The sequence below is a fragment of the Qipengyuania atrilutea genome (assembly GCF_013370205.1).
Lineage (GTDB): Bacteria > Pseudomonadota > Alphaproteobacteria > Sphingomonadales > Sphingomonadaceae > Actirhodobacter > Actirhodobacter atriluteus.
In genome coordinates, this window is sequence record NZ_JABWGV010000004.1 from 106,820 (window position 1) to 133,290 (window position 26,471).

Sequence of the window (26,471 nt, forward strand, 5' to 3'; positions counted from 1 at the left end):
GGAAGGCCGGGTATCGGCATAGGCTCGCCGAAGGTTTACCCGCTCGATAATTGAGGCAGCCCATGAAAGTCCGCGTTCACATCAGCCTGAAACCGGGGGTCCTCGACCCGCAGGGCCGTGCCGTCCATCATGCACTCGAAGGATTGGGCTTCAAAGGCGTCGAGGACGTACGGATCGGCCGCACCATCTCGCTGACCGTTGCAGATGACACGAACGACGAACAACTCGACGAGATGTGCCGAAAGCTGCTCGCGAACATGGTCATCGAGGATTACCGGATCGAAAAGGTCGAAGGCTGATGAGAGCGGCGGTCATAACCTTTCCCGGGTCGAACTGCGACCGGGACATGGTGGTCGCGATCGAGCGAATCGGGGGAACGGCGCCGCTGCGGGTCTGGCATGGCGACACCGCGCTGCCGGACGGCCTCGACTTCATCGCATTGCCCGGCGGTTTCTCTTACGGCGATTATCTCCGCTCCGGCGCCATGGCCGCGAACAGTCCGATCATGCGCGAAGTGGTCAAGGCAGCCGAAGCGGGCGTTCCGGTACTCGGCGTCTGCAACGGCTTTCAAGTTCTCGCGGAAAGCGGCCTGCTGCCCGGCGCACTGATGCGCAACCGCTCGCAGCATTTCATCTGCCGCGACGCGCTGCTGCGGGTCGAGAACACGGACAGCGTCTTTACCCGCGGCTATGAACAGGGGCAGACGATCACGATACCGGTCGCCCATCACGACGGCAATTACTTCGCCGATGCCGAGACGCTCGACCGGCTCGAAGGCGAGGGGCGCGTCGCGTTCCGTTATACCGAGAACTACAACGGCTCGCAGCGCGACATCGCCGGTATTCTCAGCGCCTCGGGCAACGTGCTCGGCATGATGCCGCATCCCGAACGCGCGGTCGATGCTGCGCATGGCGGAACCGACGGCAAAGTGCTGTTCGCCTCAATCCTCGGACTGCTGGAAGCCGCCTGAACGTCGCCCGCTGCGTTAAGCGATGCGGGAACGCTGCGTCGCTTCGCGGTGGAGCATCGAAATCGCTTCGCGCGCCGCCATCGGGCGTCCGAAGTAATATCCCTGTATCTTCGTACAGCCGAGCCCGCGGATCAGCGCGGCTTCGTCAGCGTTCTCGACCCCTTCGGCAGTCGTGGTCATCCCGAGGCTTTCGGTCATGGCGACGACCGCCCGGATGATCGCGAGGCTTTCGCGGTTGCCCTGCGCTGCGCCCTGCACGAACAGGCGGTCCACCTTGATTGTCGAGAAACGCAGCGTGCGCAGATAGCCGAGCGAGGAATAGCCGGTCCCAAAATCGTCCAGCGCCACGCTGCAGCCCAGCGACATGATCGATTCGAGTGCCGTGCGCGCAACCGTCGCATCGGACAGGAACACGCTTTCGGTGACTTCGATCTCTAGTCGGTCGGCGGGCAATCCGGTCTCGTCGAGGATCTCCTCGACCATCTTGGCAAAGCCCGGCTCCAAAAGTTGCGGCGGCGCGACGTTGACATTGACCATCACGTGCGGCGGCCATTGCATCGCACGCTTGCACGCTTCGCGCAGCACCCACTTTCCGATCGGCAGGATCAACCGGGTTTCCTCGGCCATCGGAATGAACTTCGCCGGGCTGACGTGGCCGTGCAGTCTGCTGTTCCAGCGCAGCAGCGCCTCGAAGCTGACCACGGTTTCTCCGTTCGCGTCGACCACCGGCTGATAGACCAGTTCGAATTCGTCGTTGTCGAGCGCACTGCGCAGCGAATCTTCGAGCTGCCGCTGCTCTTCCGCGAGAGCATGGAGCGACGGCTCGAACCCGCAATGTTCCGCGCCGCCAAGGTCTTTCGCCTGATAGAGGGCGAGGTCGGCGTTGCGCATCAGTTCTTCTACGGTCTTCCCATCGCGCGGACCGACTGCGGAGCCGATGCTGGTACCGACGTAAAGCGTGTGATCGTCGACATTGTAGGGCGCGGAAATCGACGCGATGATCCGCCGGGAAAGTTCGGTGACGCGCTTCGCGTCATCGAGATCACGAATGACGACCCCGAACTCGTCGCCGCCGAGCCTGCCGCACATCTCGTTCTCGCCCATCAGCGCGGTCAGTCGCTCGCCCACCTGTTCGAGCAGCTTGTCCCCGACCTGATGACCGAGCGTATCATTCACCGCCTTGAAGCGGTCAAGATCGAGCATCAGGAACGCGCAGCGCGTGCGCCATTCGGCCGCATAGTCGAGCGCTCCGCTCAGCGCTTCGTTCAGGAGCAGCCGGTTGGGCAGCCGCGTCAGCGTATCGTAGCGCGCGAGATAGGCGATCTTCTCGCTCGATTCGCGCTGCTCGGTCACGTCCGAGCCGACACCGCGAAAGCCGACGTATTGATTGCGTTCGTCGAGGATCGGCGTTCCCGACAACTCCCACCACCGTTTGCGGCCGTTCAAATCGACGCAAACGAGTATATTGGCGAAGCTCTCGCGCCGGTTAAGCTTCTCGGCGAGCTCCGCGAGACTCTGGTTGAGCTGTCCGGTATTCCACGTCTTGCCGGCAAGGAGTTCGACGAAGCTTTCCCCTTCGGCGGCATGCGGTTCGCGGTTCAGCGCATAGGCGAAGCGCGGCGAAACGCTCCGCAAGCGGCGCGACGCGTCGATCTGCCAGAGCCAGTCCGCGCCGTTTTCCTCAAATTCGCGCAGCAATAGCGAGACGACCTGGTTCTTTTCCTCGACCCCTGCTTCGGCAATCTTCGCGGCAAGGAACATCCGCGACTTCTCGATCGTGCCGACGGTCACGAGGCCGAAGAATATCGGCGGCAGGATAGTAAGCTGCAGAAAGCCCAGATGAATTAGCCCGAACGCCAACGACGCCGAGGTTATACCGCACAGGATAATGGTACAGATCGGGGCGGTCACGATGCCCAGCGCCGATCCGACCACAAGGGTCATGACGATCAGCCAGCCGACGAGCAAGTCGGTCAAGGAGCCCGCCAGCGCCAGCGCGATCATGGGAACCGCCCATAGAAGCGCGTGCGCAGTCATGACGGCGGCATGCTCGATATATTCGCCAGCCTGAAGCGAGCGGCGCTGCGCATAGCGGAAACGCCGTTCCAGTTCGAGGCTGCGGTAAAGCACTCCGGTCAGGAGTATCGTCCACCCGACGATGGCCCACCAGGCGCCCTTGCCCACGAAAAGCCATGCCAGCGTCATGCAGGCGATGGCATTGCCGGCCACACGGTATGCCGCCGCCTCACTCAACCGCGAATACTGAATGCTTCGAAGGGAAGCCCATTTTTCCGTGCCGATGCCCGCGAGGCCCAACACGTCGAGCGCGGACAATTGCCCGGGTTCTTCGGAGTTATCAGAGCTGGCTCGTTTCACTCCCTTGCGAATAAGGCGCAAAGGTTTCCACCCAGTAAAACGGACTTTCGTAATCGTCCTTTATCGATCTTAATTTGCGTTAAAAAAGAACAGTTAAGGAAGGTTCACCAGTTTGCGCGTTACTCCACGGTAACCGATTTCGCTAGATTGCGCGGCTGATCGACATCGGTGCCTTTGACGCAGGCGGTATGATACGCGAGCAGCTGAACCGGTATCGCGTATACTAGCGGCGCGATAAGCGGATGGACCTGCGGCATTTCGATGGTCGCCATGCAGCCCTCGCCCGCGGCCTCCAGACCCTTCGCATCGGAAATGAGAACGATCTGGCCGCCGCGCGCGCGCACTTCTTCCATATTCGATACGGTCTTTTCGAACAGCGGGCCCGAGGGCGCGAGAACGATGACCGGAACATGCTCGTCGATCAAGGCGATCGGGCCATGCTTCATCTCGCCGCTGGCATAGCCTTCCGCATGGATGTAACTGATTTCCTTCAGCTTCAGCGCGCCTTCCATGGCCAGCGGATAGTCCGGGCCGCGTCCCAAATAGAGCACGTCGCGGGCCGGCGCGATCAGATGCGCCATTGCCGCAATGTCTTCGTCGTGGTCGAGAGCGGCATTGAGGCAGGCAGGCGCCTCGAGAAGATGGCGCACCACCTCCTGCTCTTCCTTGCGGCTCATCAGACCGCGCTTCACTGCCATATGTGCGGCGAGCGCGGCCAGCACCGCGAGCTGGCAGGTGAAGGCCTTGGTCGATGCGACGCCGATTTCCGGACCGGCGTGGGTCGGGAGCAGCAGATCGGCTTCGCGCGCCATGCTGCTGGTCGGCACATTGACGACGACGCCGATGGTCTGCCCGTTCGCCTTGCAGTGACGCAACGCAGCCAGCGTGTCGGCGGTCTCACCGCTTTGCGAGATGAACAGCGCAAGGCCGCCCTCCTCAAGTACCGGTTCGCGGTAGCGGAACTCGCTCGCCACATCGAGATCGACGGGAACGCGCGCGAATTGCTCGAACCAGTATTTCGCGACCATTGCTGCATAATAGGACGTGCCGCAGGCCACGATCGTGACCCGCTTGATGCTGGAAAGGTCGAAGTCGAACTGCGGCAGGGCAACCGAATTGTCCGCCTGCCGAAGGTAGGAGCCGAGCGTTTGCGCGACCACGGTCGGTTGCTCGAAGATTTCCTTCTGCATGAAGTGACGGTAGTTGCCCTTTTCGATCGCGGCGGCCGACGCACCCGAATGGGTCTTGTCGCGGGTTACCTGAGCACCCGTTTCGTCGTAGATCTGCGCACCGTCGCGGGTCACGACGACCCAGTCGCCTTCTTCGAGGTAGGTGATTTCCTGTGTGAGCGGAGCGAGCGCCAAGGCGTCGGAGCCAAGGTAGGTCTCTCCCTCCCCGTAACCCACCACCAGCGGCGAGCCGAGCCGTGCTCCGATCAGCATGTCGGGATGCTCGCGAAAGGCGATCGCCAGCGCGAAAGCACCGCGGAGGCGTGGGAGGACGGTCTGGATCGCGTCCTCGGGCGAGGCGCCCCGTTCGACTTCGCGGGAAAGCAGGTGCGCTACGACTTCGCTGTCCGTCTCGCTTTCGAGAGTGCGGCCTTCGCCCGTCAGTTCCGCGCGCAGTTCCTTGTAATTCTCGATAATCCCGTTGTGAACGAGCGCAAGATGCTCGGTCGCGTGCGGATGCGCGTTGCGGGCCGTCGGCGCGCCGTGCGTCGCCCACCGGGTGTGCGCGATACCCACATCACCGGGCGCAGGCTCGTTTTGCAGCACAGCTTCGAGGTTCGACAGCTTGCCCTCCGCGCGCCGGCGGATCAGCTTCCCCTCGTCGATCGTGCAGATCCCTGCGCTGTCGTAGCCGCGGTATTCCATCCGCCGCAGCCCCTCGACCAGCCGACCGGACACACTGCTACGGCCGACAATGCCGATAATTCCGCACATGAAGAAATTCCCGAATATAAATTTGAAGTCGTTCGCGATGTAACCGCTAAAAGCTTAACATCAAAGGCCAAGCGCCTAGCCGCAATCGTATTTCCGCGGCCTGTACCGATTTCGGCCGATGTGCTTGCTCCCACGTCAACGCGGCATCGGCTGCCGCGCGGGCGAAGAACGCCACAGGAAGATGCCGGCGGCGATGATGATCGCAGCGCCCAGCACCGTGACGAGGTCCGGCAGATCGCCGAACCACCACCAGCCGAAGAAGCTCGCGACGAGGATCTGGATATAGGTGCATGGCGCGATGACTGCTGCGCCCGCTCGCTCTGTACCGACATAAGTCAGGAAATGCGCGGTACTCGCGGTCAGAGCGACGAACGCGCAGCGCGCGGCGATCGTCCAGTCCGGAGCGGAGATGGCAAGCGCCTCGACCCCGCTGGCGGCACCTACGAGCGCGGCTATCAGCAACACCGGAAAGGCGCCCACTGCCATATAGACCTGCATCGAGAGCGCGCTACCCTGCCCCGCGGACGCCCGGTTTGTGATGACGACCAGGCTCATGAAAAAGGCTGCGATGAGCGGCAATACAGCGACCCAGCCAAGCTCGGCCAGGTTCGGCCGCAAAATGATGAGCACCCCGGCGAGCGCGACGGGTGAAGCGATCCATACTGCAGGACGAACCTTCTCCTTCAGCAGCGGTCCGCTGAACAGGGCCGTGAACACCGGCGCCACGAACGCCAGCGCCATCGCTTCGGCGAGCGGCATGACGAAGATCGCGGAAAAGAACGCCAGCGTCGCTCCGGCAAGGCAAAACCCGCGCGCCGCTTGAAGCCAAGGTTTTAGCGGGCGAAAGGCTTCGGCTCCTTCGCGGACGAGAAGCAGCGAGGACAGGCCGACCGCTCCAATGAAGAAGCGCAGCGCAGCAACGGCGAGCGGCGACCACTCGCCGGCCATGGTCTTGATGACCGCATCGCCGACGGAGAGCAGAGCGAAACCCGCCAGCGCGATTGCGATCCCGCCGCGTTCATCTTGTTGCATGAAAGTACCTTGTTCCTTTCGCCGCGCCTTAGGTGCGCACAACTTCCGGCACAAGCGGCGCGGCGCATTAGGACAAAGTCAAGATTTGCAAAATATTCACCATGTCGGCGTGCGGTGGGCGCGCTTTGAGGAAACAGCGCTGCCGCGCGAAGCATGTGCCGAAAGGATCACCCTTGTACGAGCGTCTGAAAACAACCTTCCCAGTCGAGATCGTGATCGCCGCGAGCTTTCTATTCGTCACGCTGTGCATCGGACTTGTTTTTGGATTGCCCTTCAACTTCCCAAATTCGCAGCACGCGTCCTTCGTGGGCGTGCATTATCTCTATCCGCTTGCCGCGATCGCAATATGGGCGGTGTACGTATTTTTCGCCCGGCGCGAGCACCTCAGCGGCGTCTTTCTGGCTGCCTTACCGAGCTACGCTGTAGTGCTCGTTTGCCACTTCAACCTGAAACTATGGACGCAGCATCTTAATCCGGTGCTGTGGGACGACGCGCTTTGGGCTAGCGATCAGGTACTTCGCCCGACAGTCGATCTGTTTACGTACGTCCGTGTTGCGCTCGACCCGCTCGTTTCGCTCGAGAACAATTTCTACATGCTCGGCTTCATCGCAATGTTTTACCTGGTGTTTTTCTACGTTTGGTTGAAACATCCGCAGGAATTCCGGCGGCTAATGCTTTCTATCATCATTCTTCACATCCTTGGGTCTATCGGATATCTCACGATGCCCGCGCTCGGCCCGTTCCTATACGAGACTGGCGTAGAACCGTTTGCGGCTGCTGCACAGGAAGGCATGCTAGCCTCCTACCGCGCGAATGCCGAAGGCGGAGCTGCATGGCTTGCAGACCAGGGCGGACAGCAGTTAACCGTCGGACTGGCGGCCATGCCTTCACTACACACGGGAGCATCGTTCCTTTTCCTCCTGTTTTGTGCGCGCAAATCCGCTGCGATGACTGCTATACTGCTGCCACTCTTCTGTTTTATCGCCGTAGATGCGGTAGCTAATCGCTGGCACTATTTCCTCGACCTACCAGTCGGCATGGGATGCGCCGCGCTTGCTTTGTACCTCGCCCGCAGGCTGGCTCCACAGCGGTCGGCCGAACTGGCGACAAACGAACCCGCTGATATGCTACCCGTACCGCAGCAAGCGTAGCTCTTGGCGGGCGCGCAGGCCTTAGGGAATAATCAAGGTTTCCAAATTATTCACCACAATATCAAAGCAGATCGGGCAGCGCTTCAGCAGCGGACCCGGCCTTTCATGAACGTCAATTCGAGGATCACGACATGAGCGCATTCGGGCGAAAAAACGGAGCGAGCGGCATGAAGCCGGGAGCACGGCCCAGCTTCGGTGTCGCGAAAGCCATGAACGGCAGCGATGCTCCGCATCCGGGCGGCCGGGGCGCGGAAAAGCAGTTCCCCCCGCTACCCGACGACGAAGCGAAAGAACGCGCACCCAAGGCCCCCTCGGCGCAGAATGCCGGCTCCGACGATCCGATGGCGAAGCTCACGGAGCGCGCCAATGCGGTCATGGAAGAACCGAAGGAAGCCACCGGTTTCGAAGCAAGCGTTCACAAGATCAAGGAACAGGTGCTTCCGCGCCTGCTCGAGCGCGTCGATCCCGAAGCCGCCGCCACGCTCACGAAGGACGAACTATCGGAAGAGTTTCGTCCGATCATCATGGAAGTGCTGGCCGAACTGAAGGTCACGCTGAACCGCCGCGAACAGTTCGCGCTCGAAAAGGTGCTGATCGACGAACTGCTCGGTTTCGGTCCGCTGGAGGAGTTGCTCGGCGATCCGGACGTGTCGGACATCATGGTGAACGGTCCGCAGCAGACCTACATCGAAAAAGGCGGCAAGCTCGTGATCGCGCCGATCCAGTTCCGCGACGAGCAACACCTGTTCCAGATCGCCCAGCGCATCGTGAACCAGGTCGGTCGCCGCGTCGACCAGACCACGCCGCTCGCCGACGCCCGCCTCAAGGACGGCAGCCGCGTGAACGTCATCGTGCCGCCGCTCTCGCTGCGCGGCACAGCGATCTCCATTCGTAAATTCTCCGAAAAGCCGATCACCATCGACATGCTCAAGGGCTTCGGCTCGATGAGCGAGAAGATGGCGACCGCGCTGAAGATCGCCGGGGCGTGCCGGATGAACATCGTCATCTCCGGCGGTACGGGTTCGGGCAAAACGACGATGCTCAACGCCTTGTCTAAGATGATCGACCCTGGCGAGCGCGTGCTGACGATCGAGGACGCGGCCGAACTTCGCCTGCAGCAGCCACACTGGCTACCGCTCGAAACCCGTCCGCCGAACCTCGAAGGACAAGGCGCGATCACCATCGGCGACCTCGTGAAGAACGCGCTGCGTATGCGCCCCGACCGCATCATCCTCGGCGAAATTCGCGGCGCGGAATGTTTCGACCTCCTCGCCGCCATGAACACGGGCCACGACGGCTCGATGTGTACGCTTCACGCCAACAGCCCGCGCGAGTGCCTTGGCCGTATGGAAAACATGATCCTGATGGGCGACATCAAGATCCCGAAGGAAGCGATCTCGCGCCAGATCGCCGAATCGGTTGACCTGATCGTGCAGGTGAAGCGTCTGCGCGACGGTTCGCGCCGGACGACCAACGTCACCGAAGTCATCGGGATGGAAGGCGACGTCATCGTGACGCAGGAACTGTTCAAGTTCGAATATCTGGACGAGAGCGAAGACGGCAAGATCCTCGGCGAATTCCGCTCGTCAGGCTTGCGCCCCTACACGCTCGAAAAAGCGCGGCAGTTCGGCTTCGACCAGGCCTATCTGGAAGCCTGCCTGTAAGCGTCAGCCGGCGGCCATGCCCTTGATCGCCATGACGAGCAGCCCGGCACCAATGAAGGCGCTGGCGAAGAAGATCGCCATCCACGGGACGTAGCCGACCCGGTCGATGTCGCGCCGTTTCCCGCGCCGCCGCTCGACGTATCCGGCTATGCCTGCCACCAGCAGAAAGCCGCACGCCCATACGGCGGCGATCTCGGCATCGCTGGCAAAGGTCCAGAGGCGGTGGATTTCCATGGCAGCGCAGATAGATACGCCGTCTTCCTTCGGGAACCCCTTGCCGGCCATGCCGTTGTCTGACCACCGGTATTTTTGCCGAAGGAGGACTTGGGTTATGGTTCGTAAAGTACTTATCGCCGCAAGCGTTGCATCGCTCGCGTTGACTGCCGCTGCCTGCAACACCGTTCGCGGCGCCGGCGAAGATCTCGAATCCGCTGCGGACGCAGTCGACGAAGAAATCTGATCGGCTTCACTATTATTCCCGAGAACGCCCGCCCCCACCGGCGGGCGTTTTCATTTGATATTAAGCTGTCTCACCCCTTATGTTCGGTAGCATTCGCTATCGAGGGACCAGCTCCATGTACCGCAAGTTCGTAGTCGCATTCAGTCTGGCGGCGGTGTCGCTGTCGCTATCTGCATGCAACACCGTGCGCGGGTTCGGGCAGGACATCACCTCCGTCGCCGATGCGGTCGACGAGGAAACGTAAGCGCGACTAGCTTCGCCGGTAGATCAGCACGAGGTTGTTCGCCGGCATTTCGTAGCGCGCACTGCGTCCGAAGCCGGACTTCGCCGCTAGTTCATCCACATCCTCGATCTTGCGCAACCCCCATTGCGGATCGCGCTCGCTCAGGCTCCGGTCGAACGCCATATTCGACGGCGCGGTTTCGACATCATCTTCCAGAAACGGGCCGTAGAGCACTAGCGGCGCGCCCTCGATCAGCAGCCGCGCAGCACCGGCGAACAACCCCTCCGCCGCCCGCCACGGCGCGATATGGATCATGTTGACGCACAGAATCGCGTCGGCATCCGCAACGGGCCAGTCATTGGCCGCAGCATCGAGTTCGACCGGCGGCAGTAGATTGTCCGGCCCTTCTTCCTCCCGCCATGCCGCAATCGAGGCGAGCGCCTCGCCGTCGCGGTCGCTCGGCTGCCAGCGCAGTTTCGGAAAGCGCCGTGCGAGGAACAGCGCGTGCTCGCCCGAACCGCTCGCGATTTCGAGCACCAGCCCCTGCGCGGGCAGTTCGCGCTCCAGCACTTCGGCAATCGGCGCGCTGTTGCGCGCGGCAGCAGGCGCGTGCCGCTTCACCTGCCGGGCTCCGATTTGCCGCCAGTCTTTCGCGCCCGCTTCTCGCGCACGATCAGCCAGATGAGCAGGCCCGCGGGTCCGGCAACGAAGGTGAGCAGAAGCACCGGCGCCTGAACAAATCGCGAAAAGCCTTTCGCATCGGCATCGCGCGCAATCCACAGCCCGGCGAACAGATCGAGCGCGAGGTAATGCACCCAGCCGGTCGTAACCCCGCCATCGGTTGCGAAGATCGCGCGCACGCCCTCGATCGTCGTGAAGCTCGCCGCTCCGCCCCCGCCCGCTCCGGGATCGAGAACGCCCGATACGATGCCGGCAAGGCACAGCGTGTAGGTCAGGCACAGCAGCCCGACGCCCAGATACAAGACCGCCGAAAGCAGCGCCGACCAGCGCGGCGCGAAGATCAGCGCAGCCCAAGCGATCATCGCCGCGATATTGGCTAAGCCGAACAGTGCATTCCAGCTCATTACGCACGCTCCTCCGCCAGTTTTGGCAATCCCTTCGCGAGACGCCGCAGCGCGTCGTTATCGTACGTATAGCGGCCCCGCGTCTCCTTCATCGCCAGCGCAAGCGCGGCCTCGGCGACAGTCCGAGCCGGGATCGAGCGGAAGCGGCGATACTGGCCGTGCAGCAGCAGATCGGTGACCGGACTGGCGGCGATGGCAAGCCGTTCCTTGCGCCTGCGATCATCTCCGCGACGTCCGCGCAATAGGCCTGGTCGCAGGATGTCGAGCCGCGCGAAGCCGAGTTTGGCAAGGTCGCGTTCGACCTCGCCCTTGACCCGCAGGTAGAAGTTCTTGGACCCCTGCGCCGCGCCGACCGAGCTTACGGAGATCATGCGCTGCGTCCCGTGCGCCTTGGCGGCCTTCGCGGTTTCGAGCACCAGTTCCTGGTCGACGCTGCGAAACGCCGCTTCGTCTTGCCCCGACTTGCGCCACGTTGTGCCGAGCGCATTGACGAGCACCTGCGGGCGTACCGCTTCGAATATGTCGCCCCATTTGTCAGGCTCGGCGACGAACATCTCCATTCTCGCGCCGGGGGGAAGCGGCATCTCGCGCCGCGCGACGCCGGTGATGCGGATGTCCTCGCGCCCGATCGCCGCTTCGATAATGCTTCTGCCAACGAGGCCGGTCGCACCAACCAGAGCCACCCGTAGCGGCGTACCGCTTCGCCCACTCTTCCGTTCAGACATTGCTTAGGCCGGAAGGAACATGTCCGAAAATCTTGCGGCACTGCTGCATGGCGTAGAAATCTGTCATGCCGGCCACGAAATCCGCGATGTGGCGCGTGCGATGCGGCTCGCTCGGCGGAAGCGCCTCTTGCCACGGATTAGGCAGCAACTGGTTGTCCTGCGCATAGGCAGCGAACAGCTTCGCCACCACTTCGCGCGCGCGTTCCGCCGTTTCGATCTGCTCCGCATGGTAGTAGAGCTTCTCGTACATGAACCGCTTCAGCCGGCGTTCGCGGTTGGCCATGTCCGGCGAGAAGGTCACGAGCGCATGGGCAGAACCGCGCACGTCCGCGATCGTCATGCCTGGACGAAGCCTGCTCCGCGTCTGCTCCAGCACGTCGTTCACCATCAGCCCGATCTGGCTCCGGGTCAGTTCGCGCAGCTGCGTTTCGCGCGGCGCATCGGGGAAGCGCGCCTCGATCCGGCGAAACAAATCCGCGACGAAGTCGAGCGACAGCAACTCGTCCACGTCGAGGAAGCCGGCACGCAGCCCGTCGTCGATGTCGTGATTGTCATAGGCGATGTCGTCCGCCACTGCCGCGACTTGCGCTTCGAGCGAAGGAAAGTCGCCGAGCGCAAGCGGAAAGTCCGCGTCGACCCCCGCCAAGGCCCAATTAGGTGCCGTTATGGGTCCGTTATGCTTCGCCAGACCCTCGAGCGTTTCCCAAGTCAGGTTCAGACCCGGATGGTCGCAATAGGGGCTTTCAAGCCGCGTCAGAACCCGCAGCGTATGCGCGTTATGGTCGAACCCGCCGGCGTGGTTCATCGCCGCGGATAAAGCCGCCTCGCCCGCATGCCCGAACGGCGGATGACCGATGTCGTGCGCAAGGCACAGCGCTTCGGTCAGGTCTTCGTCGAGGCCCAGTTCACGCGCGATGACCCGGCCGATCTGCGCGACTTCGAGGCTATGCGTCAGCCGCGTGCGGTAATGGTCGCCGTCCGGCGCGATGAACACCTGCGTCTTGTTCTTGAGCCTGCGAAACGCGATCGAGTGGATGATCCGGTCGCGGTCCCGCTGAAACTCGCTGCGCGGTCCGCGCGAACCCTCGCGGTTCTCCTCATAAAGACGTCCGCGCGACTGGGCAGGATCGGCAGCGTAGTTCGCTCTGGTCAAACTCGTCTCTGGTTCGGCACCCCGCGGGGCGGGGCAGGAGGCGCTAACGCTGTAGGCAGGTCGCAGATGACCGGCAAGAGCGACGCGATAGGCAAAAGCCGCACACCCTTGAAAAAGGATGTGCGGCCCACTCTTCCGGTTGGTGCGACCCGAAGGACCGGAGAGCGTAACGGTAATCTCTGGATAGATCTCTTGCGGTTGCAAGAGGAACGTCTCGGCGCCTCTTTATCGAAGCGACCCGAACGCAGTTCGCATCGCCGGCGCGAAAATCAAAGCAAAAGCACTAAAATATCGACAGATCGTTCGAGGTCCGCGTTACTGCGAGTGTGCGAATGTAACCGGTTACGCTGTTTCCAAAATCCAGTCCGCCGCAGCCTGACAATGGATGTCGGTGGAATCGTAGATCGGCAGAACATTTGCGTCCGTATCGACGATCGCTTCCATCTCCGTACAGGCGAGGACGATGGCTTCGACGCCCTCCTGCTGTTTGCGGGTGAAGATCGTCCGCAGCTTGCGCTCCGCATCGCGCGTCACTTTGCCGACCATGAGTTCTTCGTAGATGATGCGGTCGATCTCCTCGACATTGTCCATGTCCGGCGGCGCCAGTTCCACCCCGTGTTGCATGAGCCGCTGGCGGTAGAAGGTCTCCGTCATCACATTGCGCGTACCGATCAGAGCGGCGTTCTTGCAACCTTTCGCGGCCATCTGCCGCCCGACGCATTCCGCGATATGGATTATCGGCACCCCGACCGAATCCGCCACCTGGTCATAAACCTTGTGCATCGAGTTGGCGCCGATCACGATGGCGGTGGCGCCCGCGCTTTCGAGCTGACGTGCGCTGGCTGACAGCACTTGCGCGGCGCGTTCCCAATCATCCGCTTCGCGCAGCCCGTGCAACGTTCTGAAATCAAGGCTTTCGATTACCAGCGGCGCGCTGGCGAGCGGCTCCGATTGTCGCTGCACGAGCCGGTTGATACGCTCGTAATAGGCGAGCGTGGAAACCCAGCTCATGCCGCCGATCAGCCCCAGTTTCCGCACGTTATAAACCCCTGCCTGCTCAGTTCCGGTGCAGGCGCCCGCGAAACGCCTGCCTGCGCATCAAGGTATAAACAGACGCTGCGACTGCGTCCAGCAAGCGAACCCTCACAAAGACTAAGCGGCGCTTGCCTGCCCTGTTCTGACAGGCTTAATGTCGGTTCGTACATCGGCGGCCGACCCGATCGCCTTGCCAAGGAGCGCGAGCACCATGAGACTATCCCGTATCTTCGCCCGCCGTGCCCTCTTTCTCAGCGTCATCGGCGCTGCGGCAGTCGGCATGTCGCCGGTCTCGGCCGCCCCGGCCTCGATCGAAGGCCGATGGAAGGTCGACGACGGAACTTCGATCGTGACCTTCTACAAATGCGGGGCAGCAATTTGCGGGAGGATCGAGGAGTTTCTCGTTGCCGAGCCGAAAGGCGGCGCGCGTGATCGGAAGAACCCGGACGAGGCGAAGCGGGACCGCAAATTGAAGGGCTTGCGGATCTTCTGGAACCTGACCGCGGATGGCGACAGCTGGGAAGGCGAAGGGTATACGCCCAAGGATGGCCGCTACTTCAACGCCGACCTCAAACGCGCCGGAAACAAGCTCGAAGTGAAAGGCTGCGTCGCGATATTCTGCCGCACCCTCACCTGGACACGGGCGTAGATGAAGGTCCTCAGTCGAGCGCTTTCACGATTTCCTCGACCATCTTCTTCGCGTCGCTGAGCAGCATCATGGTCTGGTCCATGTAGAACACGTCGTTGTCGACCCCCGAATAGCCGACACCGCCCATGCTGCGCTTGATGAAGAAGACCTGTTTGGCCTTATCGACATCGAACACCGGCATGCCGTAGATCGGCGATGACTTGTCGGTCTTGGCCGCGGGGTTCACCACGTCGTTCGCGCCGATGATGAAGGCGACATCGGCCTGCGCGAACTCGCTGTTGATGTCTTCAAGCTCGAACACCTCGTCGTAAGGCACGTTCGCTTCGGCCAGCAGCACGTTCATGTGCCCCGGCATTCGGCCCGCGACGGGGTGGATGGCGTATTTCACCTCCACACCCTTTTCCTTGAGGATATCTCCCATTTCGCGCAGCGCGTGCTGCGCCTGTGCGACCGCCATGCCGTAGCCGGGGATGATGATCACCTTTTCCGCCTGTTCGAGCATGAAGGCGGCATCGTCCGCGCTGCCTTGCTTGTACGGGCGCTGTTCGCCGCCATCCGCAGCACCGCTGGCTGCACTGTCGTCCGCACCGAAGCCGCCCGCGATGACCGAAATGAAACTGCGGTTCATCGCCCGGCACATGATGTAACTGAGGATCGCACCGGACGAGCCTACCAGCGCGCCGGTGATGATCATCGCGCTGTTGCCGAGCGTGAAGCCCATTGCTGCCGCGGCCCAGCCCGAATAGCTGTTCAGCATCGATACGACGACCGGCATGTCCGCTCCGCCGATCGGGATGATCAGGAGGAACCCGATGACGAAGGCGAGCGCGAGCACGATCCAGAACAGCATGCCCTCGGCGGGACCGGCAATCGGCTGCATCGCGTAAATCGCCGTCAAAACGATGATCGCGGCAAGCGTGCCCAGATTGATGATGTGCCGCGCTGGCAGCAGGATCGGCGAGCCGCTCATCCGACCGGAAAGCTTCGCGAATGCGATGACCGACCCGCTGAAGGTAATCGCGCCGATCGCCGCTCCCAGGATCATTTCGACCCGGCTGACCGGAGCGATGCTGCCGGCGGCATCGAGAATCCCGAATGCGCCCGGATTGAGGAAAGCGGCGGCGGCGACCAGAACGGCGGCAAGACCGACGAGGCTGTGGAAGGCCGCGACGAGTTCCGGCATCGAAGTCATCGCGATACGGCGGGCGATCGTCAGCCCGATGACCGCGCCGATCGCGATGGCGACCACGATTTCAGCGAAAGAGGCCCAGTCGGGCATGAACACGTCAGTGCAAAGTCCGGTGCCCCCGCTGGCGACCAGCTCGTCACACGGGTTGCTGCCCGGAAAATGCGTCGCCAGCGTCGTCACGACCGCGATGGCCATGCCGATCATGCCATAGCGGTTCCCTGTGCGGCTCGTCGCAGGCGATGACAGGCCGCGCAGCGCAAGGATGAAGAACACGCCCGCCACGAGATAGGCGAGCGCGACCCATGGGTTCACTGCCTCGCCGGTCGCCGCGTGTGCGGGAGTTGCCGTTAGGACCGTCATTCCGGCGAATGCCGGTATCCAGAAGCGCAACTGTCGTAGCTGGACCCCGGCTAGTGCCTGGGTGCTGTGGTTGGAGAAGAGCGAACCCATCACTTCTTCTCCTTCTTCTTGTACATCGCCAGCATCCGCTCAGTCACCGCGAAACCGCCGAAGATGTTCACGCTCGCCAGCACGACACCAAGCAAACCAAGCCATTTCGCCGCAGGACTGCCCGCCTCTGCCGCCGCAATCAGCGCGCCGACGATAATCACCGAAGAGATCGCATTCGTCACCGCCATCAGCGGCGTGTGCAGCGCGGGCGTAACCGACCAGACCACGTAATAACCGACGAAACACGCCAGCACGAAAATCGACAGGATCGAAATGAAGTCCATGTGCGGCCCCTCCCCGGGTCCAGTTATTGCTGCGGCATCAGCCTTTCGTTCACGACCTTGCCGTTATGCGTCAGCCGCACGGCGTTACCGATTTCCTCGTCCAGAACCGGCTTGCCCATCTCCTTGTCCCAAAAGGCCGAGAGGAAGTTGTAGAGATTGCGCGCGAACAATGCCGATGCGTCGGCGGCGAGGCGGCCAGCCGTATTCGAGAAGCCGATGATCTTGACGCCGTGGCGCTCGACAGTTTCGTCGGGGCGCGAACCCTCGACATTGCCGCCCTGAGCCACGGCGAGATCGTAGATCACGCTGCCCGGTTTCATGCTCGCGATCTGCGGGTCCGAAATGAGCCGCGGCGCAGCTTTGCCCGGAATGAGCGCGGTCGTGATGACGATGTCCTGCTTGGCAATGTGCCCGGAGACGAGCTCGGCCTGCGCCCTGCGGTAATCCTCGCTCATTTCGGTGGCGTAGCCCCCCGATCCTTCGCCCTCGATCCCCTCCACGCTCTCGACGAAGATCGGCTTCGCGCCGAGCGACTGGATCTGCTCCTTCGTCGCCGAGCGCACATCGGTTGCCGAAACTTGCGCGCCAAGCCGCTTTGCCGTCGCGATCGCCTGCAATCCCGCGACACCCACGCCCATGATGAAGACCTTCGCCGCCTGCACCGTGCCGGCTGCAGTCATCATCATCGGGAATGCGCGTCCGTAGGTGTCCGCCGCGGCAATCACTGCCTTGTAGCCGGCGAGGTTCGACTGGCTCGAGAGCACGTCCATGCTCTGCGCGCGGGTGATGCGCGGCATGAACTCCATCGACAGCGCTTCGAGGCCTGCGTTGGCATAGGCTTCGACCCGCTCGCGGTTGCCGAACGGATCGAAGGTCGCTGCGACCCAGGCGCCGGGTTTCGTACCGGTCAAAAGCGCTGGGTCCGGTGCCTGGACACCCATGACGATGTCCGCGTCCTTGACCGCTGCCTCGGCTGGGACAACTGCTGCGCCCGCTTCCTCGTAAGCGCTATCGGGTATCGATGCTTCGCTGCCCGCGCCCTCCTCGACCGCAACCTCGGCACCGAGCGCGGCGAATTTCTTTGCGGTTTCGGGCGTCAGCGCAACGCGGGTTTCCCCGGCGGCACGTTCCTTCAGGACAGCGATCCGCACCAGGGCCGCTTAGCTGGCGATGAGCAGAACGACGATGAAGGAAATGATGGCGATCAGCGGGACCGCCCATTTGAGACTGCCGATGAACCCGCTGTATGTCTTGCGGGCCGCTTTCAAATCGTTAGCCGAATCCATGGGTGACTTTCCTCAGTGATTTTTTCTTCCGGTAATCTCTAACCCCCCGCCCCCGCTTGCTCAAGCCCCGCAGGCCGCCTTTTCCGCCCTTCGGCCTGATCGTCGTGTCGCTCAGCGACAAGTCGGCGCGTTTTGCTTAAGCGCTCTTTTACTCCTTGGCCTTAGGGGAACCATGTGTCGTTATGGGACGTGTAAGAGAACGGGAATGGCTGAGAGCGAATCTAAAGTCCTGATGCTGATCGATGATGAGCCGGCGCAGAGCCGTCTCATCAGTGCACTCGCGGCGCGTGAAGGTTGGCGAACGCTGGTGGTCGGCGATGCCGATACCGCCCTCGCGACGCTTAATTCGCGCGACGGGGTGAACGTGTCGGCCATCCTGCTCGACCAGTGGGTTCCGGGCGATGCGGCGTGCGATCTCATTCGCGATCTCAAGTCCCTGCGCCCTGCCCTGCCCATCCTCATGCTGACGGCCAGCGCCTCGCCGCTGCTGGCGGTGGAGGCGATGCGGGCCGGCGCGACCGATTACCTGATCAAGCCGATCGCGCCCGATCGCTTCCTTCAGGCGCTGCGCAGCGCGACCGAACGCGAAACCCCGCGCGATGAGCTCCAGCCGCTCAGCGAGAAGATGTCCGCCGCGCTCGATTTCGACGCGATGATCGGCAACGCGCCGAAATTCCGCGGTGCGCTGGCCCAGGCAGCCAAGGCTGCTCGCGGACAGGGGCATGTCCTCGTCGAAGGCGAAAGCGGTGTCGGCAAGGAAATGATCCTGCGGGCCATGCATGCCTCGTCCCCGCGCGCCAAGGCGCCGCTGCGGACCATCAACGTCGGCGGCGTACCCATCAATTCGATCGAATCCCTGTTGTTCGGCCATGAACGAAACGCGTTTCCGGGGGCGTTCGAACGGCAGGTCGGCGTGCTCCAGAACTGCGATGGCGGAACCGTTATCCTCGACGACGTGGACCGGCTCGCCATCTCCACGCAAGAGAAGCTTGCCGAGACCCTTGCGAACAAGATCGTTCGCCCGATCGGCGCGACGCACGGGTTCCGCGTCGATGTCCGCGTACTGTGCGCAAGCAACTTCAATCTGACCGAGATCGCGCAGGGTGGCCAATTCTCTCGGCCGCTGCTTGACCAGATCGGAGCGACGCGCATCGCCCTTCCGCCTCTGCGCGAGCGAGCGAGCGACATTCCCGCCCTGACACGCCATTTCCTCGCCCGGATCGGCGAACAGCCCGGCCTTGCCCATCATTCGATCACCGACAGCGCGCTCAAGCTCCTCGCCAGCTACGACTGGCCCGGCAACGTGCGGCAATTGCAGGCTGCGCTGTTCCGCGCCGCGGTCTTCTGCGACGAGGAAGCGCTGACCTCCAACAGCTTCCCGCAGCTATCCGAGATCCTCGGCAACGTCGAAGACCAGTCCAACTACCGCCAGGAAGGCGCCGGCGTGCTGCTCTATACCGCTGACGGCAATCTGCGCCCGCTCGAAGAGATCGAAGCCGATGTCATCCGCCTCGCCATCGGGCACTATTCGGGCCGCATGACCGAAGTCGCGCGCCGTCTCGGTATCGGGCGCTCGACCCTCTACCGCAAACTGAGCACGCTCGGCATCGACAGCGCCGCCTAGCGCGCGCTCCAGCGAACCGTGCGCTCGGCGCGCGTTTCGCCCTGGTTGCCGAACAGGCGCATGGTGAAGGCCTTGCCAGCCCAGTCGATGTCGATGGTTCCGAAGTTCTCTTCGGAAATCAGGTCCGTCACCCGCGTCGGATCGGGCTCGCGCGCCGTGTTCGCCGCGGTATTGTTGAAGGCGAGGTTGAGCGAGGAACTGGTCAGTTCCCACAGTTCGTCACCGCCCAGCATCGTGCGGTAGATCCCGCCCGCATGGCGGTCTCCGGTCAGAAGCAGCATGCCCCCGCCGTTGGCTCCGTCCAGCGCCTGCATCAACCGCTCGCGCTCTGCGGGCAGCTGCTCCCAGCTTTCGTAATCATGCGCATTGGTGATGACCTGGATCGAGCTGACGACCAGCCGGAGATCGGCGGGCTTGGCCAGCTCCTGCGATAGCCATTGCCATTGCGCGTTGCCCAACATGGTCTTCGACGCGTCGCGTGCGGGCACGTAAGGTCCCAACGGCGGACGTTCCTCGGTGAAGGGATACCGCTCGAACGAAGAGCGGAAGTACCGCGTGTCGAGGATCAGCACCTGCACGCGCTGGCCTTCCGGACCGAACATGCGGCTCTCGTAAACGCCGGGCCGGTCGCGCACCGCCTGCGGCGAATTCCAGAAGGTCTCGTAGATGTCTTCCGACCAGCGGCGGAACGCGAAATCCGCTCCGCCGTCGTTGAAGCCGAAGTCGTGATCGTCCCATGTCGTCATCATCGGCACGGTTCGCCGGAAGGCGGCAAATTCCGGATGCTGCGCCTGTTCGGCATAGGCATCGCGCAGGCTATCGAGGTCGGCATCGCCTTCCCACAGCGAATCGCCATAGATGTTGTCCCCGATCAGCATGAACATCTGCGGGTTCTTCTTCATTATCTCGGCCCACATGTGCTGCGAGCGCGACTGGTGGTTACAGCTGCCGAAAGCGATGCGCGTGAGGGTTGTCCCTTCCCCAGGAAGAGCCGCCCCCGCGGGCGCGACCGGCAGCGTTACCCGCTCGCGCAGTCCATCATAATAGGGAACCAGCGCCTCGTCCGCTTCCACTTGTCCGCTGGCTGCGGAAGCGGAGGAAATTCCTCCGGGTGTCTGAGTCGCCGAACAGGCGGCCAGCGAGAGGGCGAGGAGGGATGCGAAAGATGCGCGCGAAATCATGGCAGGAAACCCTTGTTGACCCGGAACGGACGGCCTTTAGGCGATGGCCGATGCACCGGGAAAGTGTCAATCGTGCGACAGCGGGAAAGGAGGTTGCCGCGCGGCTCCGCAGCCAGTAGCCCGCCTCCATGAGCGATCATCTGAACTTCTCCGGGCGCAGCGCGCTCGTCACCGGCGCAGCCAGCGGTATCGGCAAGGCCTGCGCCATCTGGCTTGCCGAGCACGGCATCGAGCGGCTCTGGCTGGTCGACCGCGACAGCAACGGCCTCGATGCCCTCGACCTTGATTGCGAAATCGAGCGGCGGGTGGGCAGCGTCGCGGACCCGGCGCTGTGGGGATCGCTCGAAGCCGAGATGGAGACGCTCGACCACGCGGTAGTCAATGCGGGCATCGGAACGGGCGGAATGCTCGCGGAACTCGACCTGTCCGAATGGCGCAAGGTCATGGACGTCAATCTCGATGGCGCGTTCCTGACGCTGCGTGCGGCGCTGCGCAAGATGCTGGCGGCGAAGGGCGGCTCGATCGTCGTGACCGCGTCCGTAACAGGTCTGAAGGCGGTACCCGGCGTCGGGGGGTATGGCATATCCAAAGCGGCGGTCGCACACATGGCGCGCATCGCTGCGGCGGAGAACGCAGCTCACGGCATTCGCGTCAACGCGGTCGCGCCCGGCGGCGTCGATACCGCAATCTGGGACAGCGGCGCCCAGTTCCGTAAAGCGGCAGCCGAGCATGGCCGGCAGGCCGCGATCCGCGCGATGGCGAAGGATACGCCCCGCGGTGAGTTCGCCACGCCCGAAGAGATCGCCGATACCGTGGGGTTCCTTTTGTCCGACATGGCTTCCAACATCACCGGCACGGTTCTGACCAGCGACGGCGGGTACACGCTCTAGCACCGCGTCAGTCCGGCAGATGCGCGAAGTCGGTCAGCGCCGCGTCGCGCAGTCCCCGCCACACGTTCCGCGCCTGCACCGTTTCGCGCACGTCGTGGACGCGCAGCAGCTGCACGCCAGCGTTCATCCCGGCAAGCGCCAGCGTCAGCGAGCCGCCGAGGCGGTCGTCCGCCGGAGCCTCGTTCGACAGCGCTCCGATCATTCGCTTGCGGCTCGCACCCAGCACCAGCGGCTGGCCGAGCGCGTGGAACAGCGGCAGCGCGTTCAGTAGCGCGAGGTTCTCGGCCAGCGACTTGCCGAAGCCGATACCGGGGTCGAGGATGATCCGCTCGCGCGCAACCCCTCCCTTGATGGCAGCGTCGCGCCGCTCCTTCAGCCAGTCGAACACGTCGAGCAGCACGTCGTCGTAGCGCGCGTCGGCGTGGAGGTCGTCGCCCTTGCCCGGCGCGTGCATCAGCACAACGGGACACTCGCGTTGCGCCACCAGCTCGAGCGACTGCGGATCGCTTCGCAGCGCGGACACGTCGTTCACGATCGCCGCGCCCGCGTCCAGCGCTGCCGCCATGACGCCTGCCCGCCGCGTGTCGATGCTGACCGCCCCGCCCATCTGCACCGCGTGGGCGACCGCAGGCAGGACGCGCTCGATCTCCTCGCCTTCCCAGACCGGCTTTGCGCCCGGCCGCGTGCTCTCCCCGCCGATGTCGAGCAGCGCCGCGCCCGCTTCGAGCATCGCGGCGGCATGGCTGCGCGCCACCTGCTCGTCACCGTGATAGCGCCCGCCGTCGGAGAAGCTGTCGGGCGTCACGTTGAGGATGCCCATGATCTGCGGCTGGTCGAGCCGGATGGTCCGCTCTCCCAGCGCGAGCGGCGGGTGCGCCATGCGCAGGTTCGACCACTGCGCCTCGGCCTCCGCGCCGACCTCATCCGGAAGCTGCCCCAACACATTCGCGATGCCTTCGGGCGAGGTCAGCCAGCGCTGGATGTTAGCGCCGTCGCGCCGCAGCAGGACTGCGAAGCGGTGCGCATAGACCATTCCCCCGGCGAGGCGCACCGCGTCGCCATCCTCGTGCTGCGGGCCCGGCGCGAAGCCGATCGGCTGGATGTAGATGCGGTCCCTCATGCCCGGATAGTCCTACAGGATGGAACACATGGAACACGGTCCAGGGACTCGAATCCGGGGGCGGAAAAGTAGCGGTTCGCAAGGGTTTTCATGGCCACGCGCTTACCGCAAAGGCTCACCGTTAGGAAAGCCGCGTCAGTCTTCGCTCGCGAGCAGGTAGAGCTGCCGCGCGGCATCGATCGGCTTGACCTCGCCGCCATCCTCGTAATGCCAGAAGGCCCAGCCGTTGCAGCTCGGGGCGCCCTGCAAATCCTTGCCGAGCCCGTGGATGCTGCCGGTCTGCTTGCCGTACACGAGCGACCCGTCGGCGCGGACCGTGGCCTGCCAGCGGCGCTTCTTGTCGAAGACCGTGCTGCCAGCCGGGATCATGCCGTTCTCTACCAGCGCGCCGAACGCGACGCGCGGCGCGGCCTTTTTCGACTGCATCGTTGCAAGTACGCTTTCGTCGAGTTCGAGTTCCTTGCCGATCCGCTCCAGCGCGATGTCGCGGTAGAAATCCTCCCGCTCGCAGCCGATCCATTCCCGCCCCAGCCGCTTCGCGACCGCGCCGGTCGTGCCCGTGCCGAAGAACGGATCGAGCACCACGTCGCCCTTCTCGGTCGTCGCGAGGAGCAGGCGGTAGAGCAGGCTTTCGGGCTTCTGTGTCGGATGCGCCTTGTGCCCGTCGTGCTTGAGCCGCTCCTGCCCGCCGCAGATCGGCAGCAGCCAGTCGCTGCGCATCTGGAGCTCGTCGTTAAGCGTCTTCATCGCAGTGTAATTGAACTGGTAGCGCGCCTTCTCCCCCTGGCTCGCCCAGATCAGCGTTTCGTGTGCATTGGTGAAACGCGTGCCTTTGAAGTTCGGCATCGGGTTCGACTTGCGCCACACGACGTCGTTCAAAATCCAGAAGCCCAGATCCTGCAGGATCGCGCCGACACGGAAGATGTTGTGGTAGCTGCCGATGACCCACAGCGCGCCGTCGGGCTTCAGCACGCGCCGCGCTTCGGTCAGCCAGTCCTTCGTGAACCGGTCGTAGAGCGCGAAGCTGTCGAACTGGTCCCAATGATCGGTGACCGCATCGACATGGCTACCGTCGGGACGGTTCAGGTCGCCGCCGAGCTGCAGATTGTAGGGCGGATCGGCGAAGACGAGATCGACGCTGCCATCGGGCAGCGTGCGCATTGCTTCGACGCAGTCGCCCGCCAGGATCTGGCCGAGCGGCAGCGACGCGCGCACTTTTTCAGCCGCAACAGCCGTCTCGCGGCGCTGCCGCATCTTGGTCGTTTCGACCGCTCCCATCTCAATTCACCCCCAAAGCGCGATTCAAACTTATCCACAGGGTGAGTCCATCGAGTCTCCGCGTCAAGCGGTCATTCGGCTGGAGGGTCCGGGACAGGCGCGAAGGGGCAAGCGGAACGAAGCGAGTCCGGCACAAGATGTGGCCCTTACCGCGAGGAGCCGACTCGATATGTCGGGGTGTTGCGCGAAAGACTCGAAAGAAATTCGATCCGCGAAATATTGGTCAGCAAGCCTGCGGCGGAAGGCTCATCTCTTGCTGTGCGATCGGGGCGAAGCTGCGCCGGTGGAGCGGGCACGGCCCTTCCACGCGGAGCGCATCCAGATGCTCTTTCGTGCCGTAGCCCTTGTTCGTTTCCCAGCGGTATGCGGGATATTCGCGCGCCGCGGCGACCATCAGCCGGTCGCGGTATTCCTTCGCCAGGATAGACGCAGCCGAGATCGCCTTCTCCAGCGCGTCCCCGCCGACGATCGCCCGCGCGGGCCAGCGCCACTCGCGCACCCGCCCGGCCGGGGTGAGGTTTCCGTCGACCAGTACCTCTGCCGGAATGCCCAGTCCCCGCTCCGCCATCAGCAGTTCGAGCCGGTCCACCGCTTGCGTCATGGCGAGCATGGTGGCGCCGAAGATATTGACCCGGTCTATGATCGCCGCATCCACCACCCCAAGCGCCCATGCGCAGGTGCTGCGGATTACCGGCTCGACTTCGGAACGACGGCGCGCTGTAAGCTTTTTGGAATCATCCAGCCCTTCGGGTATGGGTTCGCACAGTATCACCGCCGCGGCCACGACCGGTCCGGCCAAAGGTCCGCGTCCGGCCTCGTCTACCCCGACGATCCGGCACTCGGTGCCCAGAGACCTATCAGGAGTGCCGCTTAACATGTTTTCGCCCGTCAGCCTTGCGCATATCGCGCTGTCCGTTGCCCCCATAACCCTTGCCCTTGCAAGTTGCAGCATCAATCCGGGTGTGGATAGCCCCTCGCCGACGCCGACTGCCTCGCAGCCGTCCGAAAGCGGCTTCACCGGCTTCGCGATCCAGGAACGCGGCACTTTCGAAGAGCCGTGGGCCAGCGCCTTCATTCCCGGAACCGACATGCTGTTCATAACGGAAAAGGTCGGCACGGCGAAAGTCGTCAACACGGGCGCGAACACGCGCACGCCGATCAATGTGACCGGATTGCCCGAAGTCGATTACGGCGGCCAGGGCGGCCTTGGCGACGTAGCATTCCTCCCCTCCGAAGCCAGCGACACGGTGAACGGCCGCACGATCTACCTGAGCTGGGTCGAAGCGGGCAGCGGCGACACTCGCGGTGCAGTCGTCGGGCGCGGAACGCTGACCTGTTCGCAGGCGAACTCCTGCTCGGTCAACGGCCTCGACGTCATCTGGCGGCAGGAACCGAAAGTGACGGGACGCGGGCATTTCTCTCACCGGATCGCGTTCTCTCCCGACGAGCGGTACATGTTCGTCGCTTCGGGCGAGCGGCAGAAGAAGGAACCCGCGCAGGACCTTTCCAATACACTCGGCACGATCGTTCGCCTCAACCTCGACGGCACGCCCGCGCAAGGCAATCCCTTTGCGGACCGCGGCGGCGTTTCTGACCAGATCTGGTCCTATGGGCATCGCAACATCCTCGGCCTCGACTTCGACAGCGAAGGACGGCTGTGGGAAATCGAGCACGGCCCGCAGGGCGGCGACGAGCTCAACCTCGTAGAGCGCGGCGCGAACTACGGCTGGCCGGTCCGCTCTAACGGTGTGAACTACGACGGCTCGAACATTCCCGACCATAGCGCCGACGACGGCTTCGCGAAGCCTGCCATCAGCTGGACGCCCGTTATCGCGCCCGGCAACATGGTGTTCCTCGAAGGACAGATGTTCGAAGACTGGGAAGGCGACGTGATGATCTCCGGCCTCAAGCCCGAGAACCTCGTGCGTGTAAGGATCGAGGGGAACAATGCCCGCGAGGTCGCCCGCTACGACATGGACAATCGCATCCGCTCGGTCATCGAAGGACCGGACGGGGCGCTGTGGGTGCTGGAGGACGGCGAGAACGGGCGGTTGCTGCGCCTGACGCCCAAGGGCAGCTAAGCAGCGGCAAAGGCGAAGCAGACTGGACACGGCGGCGGGCGGAACCTAACCGCCGCGCCGTTTCATGGCTACGCTTATCCCCCTTGCCGCGGTCGATCACGCGCTCATCGAAGGCCTTCTCGATGCAAGCTTCGGCGATGGTCGGCAGGCGCGCACCGCCTACCGCATCCGCACCGGCATGGCGCCGCTGGAAGCGCTGTGCTTCGCCGCACTCGACGAGGAAGAGTATCTTGTCGGAAGCATTCAGGCATGGCCGGTTGCGCTGACCGACCCCGAAGGCCGGGCGCATCCACTCGTGATGGTCGGGCCCGTAGCGGTCATGCCCGGACGGCAGGGCGAAGGCTTCGGGCAAGCGATGCTCGCCGCCTGTCTTGGTGCGGCGGACGGGGTTTCGGGCGAAGGCGGCGCACCGCTGCCGCAGATGCTGATCGGCGACGAAAGCTATTACGGGCGCTGGGGTTTCAGTGCGCAGCATACTGGCGGCTGGCGCTGTCCCGGCCCGTTCGAGCCGGAGCGGCTGCTGGTCCGCTGCGCTAATCCCGCCATCCTGCCCGAACAGGGAATGCTTGGCCCCTGGGGCGGATAGCACGCACCATATTGCCGCGCGCCGCCGCTTCTGCCA

The 26,471-nt window shown here is 63.4% G+C and carries 28 protein-coding genes; 11 read left to right on the plus strand and 17 right to left on the minus strand.

Features of this window, described 5'->3' with window-relative positions; all coding sequences use genetic code 11:
• Positions 1-62: 62 nt before the first annotated feature.
• Together purS and purQ are read left to right on the plus strand one after the other, a co-directional pair.
• Positions 63-299 (plus strand): phosphoribosylformylglycinamidine synthase subunit PurS, encoded by a 237-nt coding sequence (purS, locus tag HUV48_RS11635; RefSeq protein WP_176267963.1) that lies wholly within the window; start codon positions 63-65, stop codon positions 297-299.
• Positions 299-970, plus strand: coding sequence for a phosphoribosylformylglycinamidine synthase subunit PurQ (gene purQ / locus HUV48_RS11640; RefSeq protein ID WP_176267964.1), 672 nt, complete (start codon positions 299-301; stop codon positions 968-970). Before purS ends, purQ begins: the two co-directional genes overlap by 1 nt.
• A 15-nt stretch (positions 971-985) precedes the next feature.
• Here purQ and HUV48_RS11645 read toward each other — a convergent pair whose 3' ends face one another.
• From HUV48_RS11645 to HUV48_RS11655, 3 genes are all read right to left on the minus strand, one after another.
• The gene (locus HUV48_RS11645) at positions 986-3,304 is read right to left on the minus strand and encodes a putative bifunctional diguanylate cyclase/phosphodiesterase (protein WP_225871667.1); all 2,319 of its coding nucleotides are present in this window, start codon (positions 3,302-3,304) and stop codon (positions 986-988) included.
• A 161-nt stretch (positions 3,305-3,465) separates the two neighbouring features.
• Positions 3,466-5,289, minus strand: a complete 1,824-nt coding sequence (gene glmS / locus HUV48_RS11650) for a glutamine--fructose-6-phosphate transaminase (isomerizing) (RefSeq protein ID WP_176267965.1) — start codon at positions 5,287-5,289, stop codon at positions 3,466-3,468.
• Between the two features lie 135 nt (positions 5,290-5,424).
• Entirely contained in the window at positions 5,425-6,321 is an 897-nt protein-coding gene (locus HUV48_RS11655) for a DMT family transporter (RefSeq protein WP_176267966.1), read from the minus strand.
• Positions 6,322-6,494: 173 nt separating this feature from the next.
• Here HUV48_RS11655 and HUV48_RS11660 point away from each other — a divergent pair, with 173 nt between their 5' ends.
• Together HUV48_RS11660 and HUV48_RS11665 are read left to right on the plus strand one after the other, a co-directional pair.
• The gene (locus tag HUV48_RS11660) at positions 6,495-7,472 is read left to right on the plus strand and encodes a phosphatase PAP2 family protein (RefSeq protein WP_176267967.1); all 978 of its coding nucleotides are present in this window, start codon (positions 6,495-6,497) and stop codon (positions 7,470-7,472) included.
• Positions 7,473-7,603: 131 nt separating this feature from the next.
• Entirely contained in the window at positions 7,604-9,136 is a 1,533-nt protein-coding gene (locus tag HUV48_RS11665) for a TadA family conjugal transfer-associated ATPase (protein ID WP_176267968.1), read from the plus strand.
• 3 nt (positions 9,137-9,139) lie between these two features.
• Here HUV48_RS11665 and HUV48_RS11670 read toward each other — a convergent pair whose 3' ends face one another.
• Positions 9,140-9,421, minus strand: a complete 282-nt coding sequence (locus tag HUV48_RS11670; protein ID WP_225871668.1) for a hypothetical protein — start codon at positions 9,419-9,421, stop codon at positions 9,140-9,142.
• Between the two features lie 46 nt (positions 9,422-9,467).
• Between HUV48_RS11670 and HUV48_RS14535 the strand changes: the two genes are divergently transcribed.
• Complete coding sequence (locus HUV48_RS14535; RefSeq protein ID WP_263970501.1) at positions 9,468-9,596, plus strand: hypothetical protein; 129 nt, start codon at positions 9,468-9,470, stop codon at positions 9,594-9,596.
• A 115-nt stretch (positions 9,597-9,711) separates the two neighbouring features.
• Positions 9,712-9,840: a hypothetical protein gene (locus tag HUV48_RS14540; RefSeq protein ID WP_263970502.1), complete on the plus strand. Its 129-nt coding sequence runs from the start codon at positions 9,712-9,714 to the stop codon at positions 9,838-9,840.
• A gap of 6 nt (positions 9,841-9,846) precedes the next feature.
• On the opposite strand, the gene HUV48_RS11675 is transcribed toward HUV48_RS14540, so the two are convergent.
• The 5 genes from HUV48_RS11675 to HUV48_RS11695 form a co-directional block, all read right to left on the minus strand.
• Entirely contained in the window at positions 9,847-10,440 is a 594-nt protein-coding gene (locus tag HUV48_RS11675; protein WP_176267969.1) for a DUF938 domain-containing protein, read from the minus strand.
• Complete coding sequence (locus tag HUV48_RS11680; protein ID WP_176267970.1) at positions 10,437-10,904, minus strand: ABA4-like family protein; 468 nt, start codon at positions 10,902-10,904, stop codon at positions 10,437-10,439. The genes HUV48_RS11675 and HUV48_RS11680 overlap by 4 nt, the downstream gene beginning before the upstream one ends.
• On the minus strand, positions 10,904-11,629 hold the full coding sequence (locus HUV48_RS11685) for an NAD(P)H-binding protein (RefSeq protein ID WP_176267971.1): 726 nt from the start codon (positions 11,627-11,629) through the stop codon (positions 10,904-10,906). The genes HUV48_RS11680 and HUV48_RS11685 overlap by 1 nt, the downstream gene beginning before the upstream one ends.
• Positions 11,622-12,782 carry a deoxyguanosinetriphosphate triphosphohydrolase gene (locus HUV48_RS11690; protein WP_176267972.1) on the minus strand — a complete coding sequence of 387 codons (1,161 nt, stop codon included), beginning with the start codon at positions 12,780-12,782 and terminating at the stop codon, positions 11,622-11,624. The genes HUV48_RS11685 and HUV48_RS11690 overlap by 8 nt, the downstream gene beginning before the upstream one ends.
• Positions 12,783-13,124: 342 nt before the next feature.
• On the minus strand, positions 13,125-13,820 hold the full coding sequence (locus tag HUV48_RS11695; RefSeq protein WP_176267973.1) for an aspartate/glutamate racemase family protein: 696 nt from the start codon (positions 13,818-13,820) through the stop codon (positions 13,125-13,127).
• A gap of 208 nt (positions 13,821-14,028) precedes the next feature.
• Between HUV48_RS11695 and HUV48_RS11700 the strand changes: the two genes are divergently transcribed.
• Positions 14,029-14,466, plus strand: a complete 438-nt coding sequence (locus tag HUV48_RS11700; RefSeq protein WP_176267974.1) for a DUF2147 domain-containing protein — start codon at positions 14,029-14,031, stop codon at positions 14,464-14,466.
• A gap of 10 nt (positions 14,467-14,476) precedes the next feature.
• On the opposite strand, the gene HUV48_RS11705 is transcribed toward HUV48_RS11700, so the two are convergent.
• From HUV48_RS11705 to HUV48_RS14545, 4 genes are all read right to left on the minus strand, one after another.
• Complete coding sequence (locus HUV48_RS11705) at positions 14,477-16,015, minus strand: NAD(P)(+) transhydrogenase (Re/Si-specific) subunit beta (RefSeq protein ID WP_176268036.1); 1,539 nt, start codon at positions 16,013-16,015, stop codon at positions 14,477-14,479.
• Positions 16,016-16,104: 89 nt separating this feature from the next.
• Positions 16,105-16,389 (minus strand): NAD(P) transhydrogenase subunit alpha part 2, encoded by a 285-nt coding sequence (locus HUV48_RS11710; RefSeq protein ID WP_176267975.1) that lies wholly within the window; start codon positions 16,387-16,389, stop codon positions 16,105-16,107.
• 23 nt (positions 16,390-16,412) lie between these two features.
• Positions 16,413-17,540, minus strand: coding sequence for an NAD(P) transhydrogenase subunit alpha (locus HUV48_RS11715; RefSeq protein WP_176267976.1), 1,128 nt, complete (start codon positions 17,538-17,540; stop codon positions 16,413-16,415).
• Positions 17,541-17,549: 9 nt separating this feature from the next.
• Entirely contained in the window at positions 17,550-17,675 is a 126-nt protein-coding gene (locus HUV48_RS14545; protein ID WP_263970503.1) for a hypothetical protein, read from the minus strand.
• A gap of 205 nt (positions 17,676-17,880) precedes the next feature.
• Here HUV48_RS14545 and HUV48_RS11720 point away from each other — a divergent pair, with 205 nt between their 5' ends.
• Positions 17,881-19,299, plus strand: a complete 1,419-nt coding sequence (locus HUV48_RS11720) for a sigma-54-dependent transcriptional regulator (protein WP_176267977.1) — start codon at positions 17,881-17,883, stop codon at positions 19,297-19,299.
• Here the strand turns inward: HUV48_RS11720 and HUV48_RS11725 are convergent.
• Entirely contained in the window at positions 19,296-20,480 is a 1,185-nt protein-coding gene (locus HUV48_RS11725; protein ID WP_176267978.1) for an alkaline phosphatase D family protein, read from the minus strand. The genes HUV48_RS11720 and HUV48_RS11725 overlap by 4 nt on opposite strands.
• A 128-nt stretch (positions 20,481-20,608) precedes the next feature.
• Between HUV48_RS11725 and HUV48_RS11730 the strand changes: the two genes are divergently transcribed.
• Positions 20,609-21,370 (plus strand): SDR family NAD(P)-dependent oxidoreductase, encoded by a 762-nt coding sequence (locus HUV48_RS11730; RefSeq protein WP_176267979.1) that lies wholly within the window; start codon positions 20,609-20,611, stop codon positions 21,368-21,370.
• A 7-nt stretch (positions 21,371-21,377) separates the two neighbouring features.
• Here HUV48_RS11730 and folP read toward each other — a convergent pair whose 3' ends face one another.
• The 3 genes from folP to rnhB form a co-directional block, all read right to left on the minus strand.
• Positions 21,378-22,490, minus strand: coding sequence for a dihydropteroate synthase (gene folP / locus HUV48_RS11735; RefSeq protein ID WP_176267980.1), 1,113 nt, complete (start codon positions 22,488-22,490; stop codon positions 21,378-21,380).
• A gap of 135 nt (positions 22,491-22,625) precedes the next feature.
• Positions 22,626-23,744, minus strand: a complete 1,119-nt coding sequence (locus HUV48_RS11740; protein ID WP_318656099.1) for a site-specific DNA-methyltransferase — start codon at positions 23,742-23,744, stop codon at positions 22,626-22,628.
• A gap of 247 nt (positions 23,745-23,991) precedes the next feature.
• Positions 23,992-24,645, minus strand: a complete 654-nt coding sequence (rnhB, locus tag HUV48_RS11745; RefSeq protein WP_176267982.1) for a ribonuclease HII — start codon at positions 24,643-24,645, stop codon at positions 23,992-23,994.
• Here rnhB and HUV48_RS11750 point away from each other — a divergent pair.
• Positions 24,644-25,849 carry a PQQ-dependent sugar dehydrogenase gene (locus HUV48_RS11750; protein ID WP_176267983.1) on the plus strand — a complete coding sequence of 402 codons (1,206 nt, stop codon included), beginning with the start codon at positions 24,644-24,646 and terminating at the stop codon, positions 25,847-25,849. The two genes, rnhB and HUV48_RS11750, sit on opposite strands and share 2 nt — an antisense overlap.
• Positions 25,850-25,913: 64 nt before the next feature.
• Positions 25,914-26,435 (plus strand): GNAT family N-acetyltransferase, encoded by a 522-nt coding sequence (locus HUV48_RS11755; protein WP_176267984.1) that lies wholly within the window; start codon positions 25,914-25,916, stop codon positions 26,433-26,435.
• The last annotated feature ends 36 nt before the right edge of the window (positions 26,436-26,471 follow it).

Coding starts and splice junctions, on each gene's coding strand:
- HUV48_RS11670 (WP_225871668.1), bottom strand. CDS start 9,421: ATGGCCGGCAAGGGGTTCCCGAAGGAAGACGGCGTATCTATCTGCGCT.
- HUV48_RS11665 (WP_176267968.1), top strand. CDS start 7,604: ATGAGCGCATTCGGGCGAAAAAACGGAGCGAGCGGCATGAAGCCGGGA.
- HUV48_RS11705 (WP_176268036.1), bottom strand. CDS start 16,015: ATGACGGTCCTAACGGCAACTCCCGCACACGCGGCGACCGGCGAGGCA.
- purQ (WP_176267964.1), top strand. CDS start 299: ATGAGAGCGGCGGTCATAACCTTTCCCGGGTCGAACTGCGACCGGGAC.
- HUV48_RS14545 (WP_263970503.1), bottom strand. CDS start 17,675: ATGGATTCGGCTAACGATTTGAAAGCGGCCCGCAAGACATACAGCGGG.
- HUV48_RS11680 (WP_176267970.1), bottom strand. CDS start 10,904: ATGAGCTGGAATGCACTGTTCGGCTTAGCCAATATCGCGGCGATGATC.
- HUV48_RS11655 (WP_176267966.1), bottom strand. CDS start 6,321: ATGCAACAAGATGAACGCGGCGGGATCGCAATCGCGCTGGCGGGTTTC.
- HUV48_RS11740 (WP_318656099.1), bottom strand. CDS start 23,744: ATGCGGCAGCGCCGCGAGACGGCTGTTGCGGCTGAAAAAGTGCGCGCG.
- HUV48_RS14540 (WP_263970502.1), top strand. CDS start 9,712: ATGTACCGCAAGTTCGTAGTCGCATTCAGTCTGGCGGCGGTGTCGCTG.
- folP (WP_176267980.1), bottom strand. CDS start 22,490: ATGAGGGACCGCATCTACATCCAGCCGATCGGCTTCGCGCCGGGCCCG.
- rnhB (WP_176267982.1), bottom strand. CDS start 24,645: ATGTTAAGCGGCACTCCTGATAGGTCTCTGGGCACCGAGTGCCGGATC.
- glmS (WP_176267965.1), bottom strand. CDS start 5,289: ATGTGCGGAATTATCGGCATTGTCGGCCGTAGCAGTGTGTCCGGTCGG.
- HUV48_RS11730 (WP_176267979.1), top strand. CDS start 20,609: ATGAGCGATCATCTGAACTTCTCCGGGCGCAGCGCGCTCGTCACCGGC.
- HUV48_RS11710 (WP_176267975.1), bottom strand. CDS start 16,389: ATGGACTTCATTTCGATCCTGTCGATTTTCGTGCTGGCGTGTTTCGTC.
- HUV48_RS11720 (WP_176267977.1), top strand. CDS start 17,881: ATGGCTGAGAGCGAATCTAAAGTCCTGATGCTGATCGATGATGAGCCG.
- HUV48_RS11750 (WP_176267983.1), top strand. CDS start 24,644: ATGTTTTCGCCCGTCAGCCTTGCGCATATCGCGCTGTCCGTTGCCCCC.
- purS (WP_176267963.1), top strand. CDS start 63: ATGAAAGTCCGCGTTCACATCAGCCTGAAACCGGGGGTCCTCGACCCG.
- HUV48_RS11700 (WP_176267974.1), top strand. CDS start 14,029: ATGAGACTATCCCGTATCTTCGCCCGCCGTGCCCTCTTTCTCAGCGTC.
- HUV48_RS14535 (WP_263970501.1), top strand. CDS start 9,468: ATGGTTCGTAAAGTACTTATCGCCGCAAGCGTTGCATCGCTCGCGTTG.
- HUV48_RS11685 (WP_176267971.1), bottom strand. CDS start 11,629: ATGTCTGAACGGAAGAGTGGGCGAAGCGGTACGCCGCTACGGGTGGCT.
- HUV48_RS11725 (WP_176267978.1), bottom strand. CDS start 20,480: ATGATTTCGCGCGCATCTTTCGCATCCCTCCTCGCCCTCTCGCTGGCC.
- HUV48_RS11755 (WP_176267984.1), top strand. CDS start 25,914: ATGGCTACGCTTATCCCCCTTGCCGCGGTCGATCACGCGCTCATCGAA.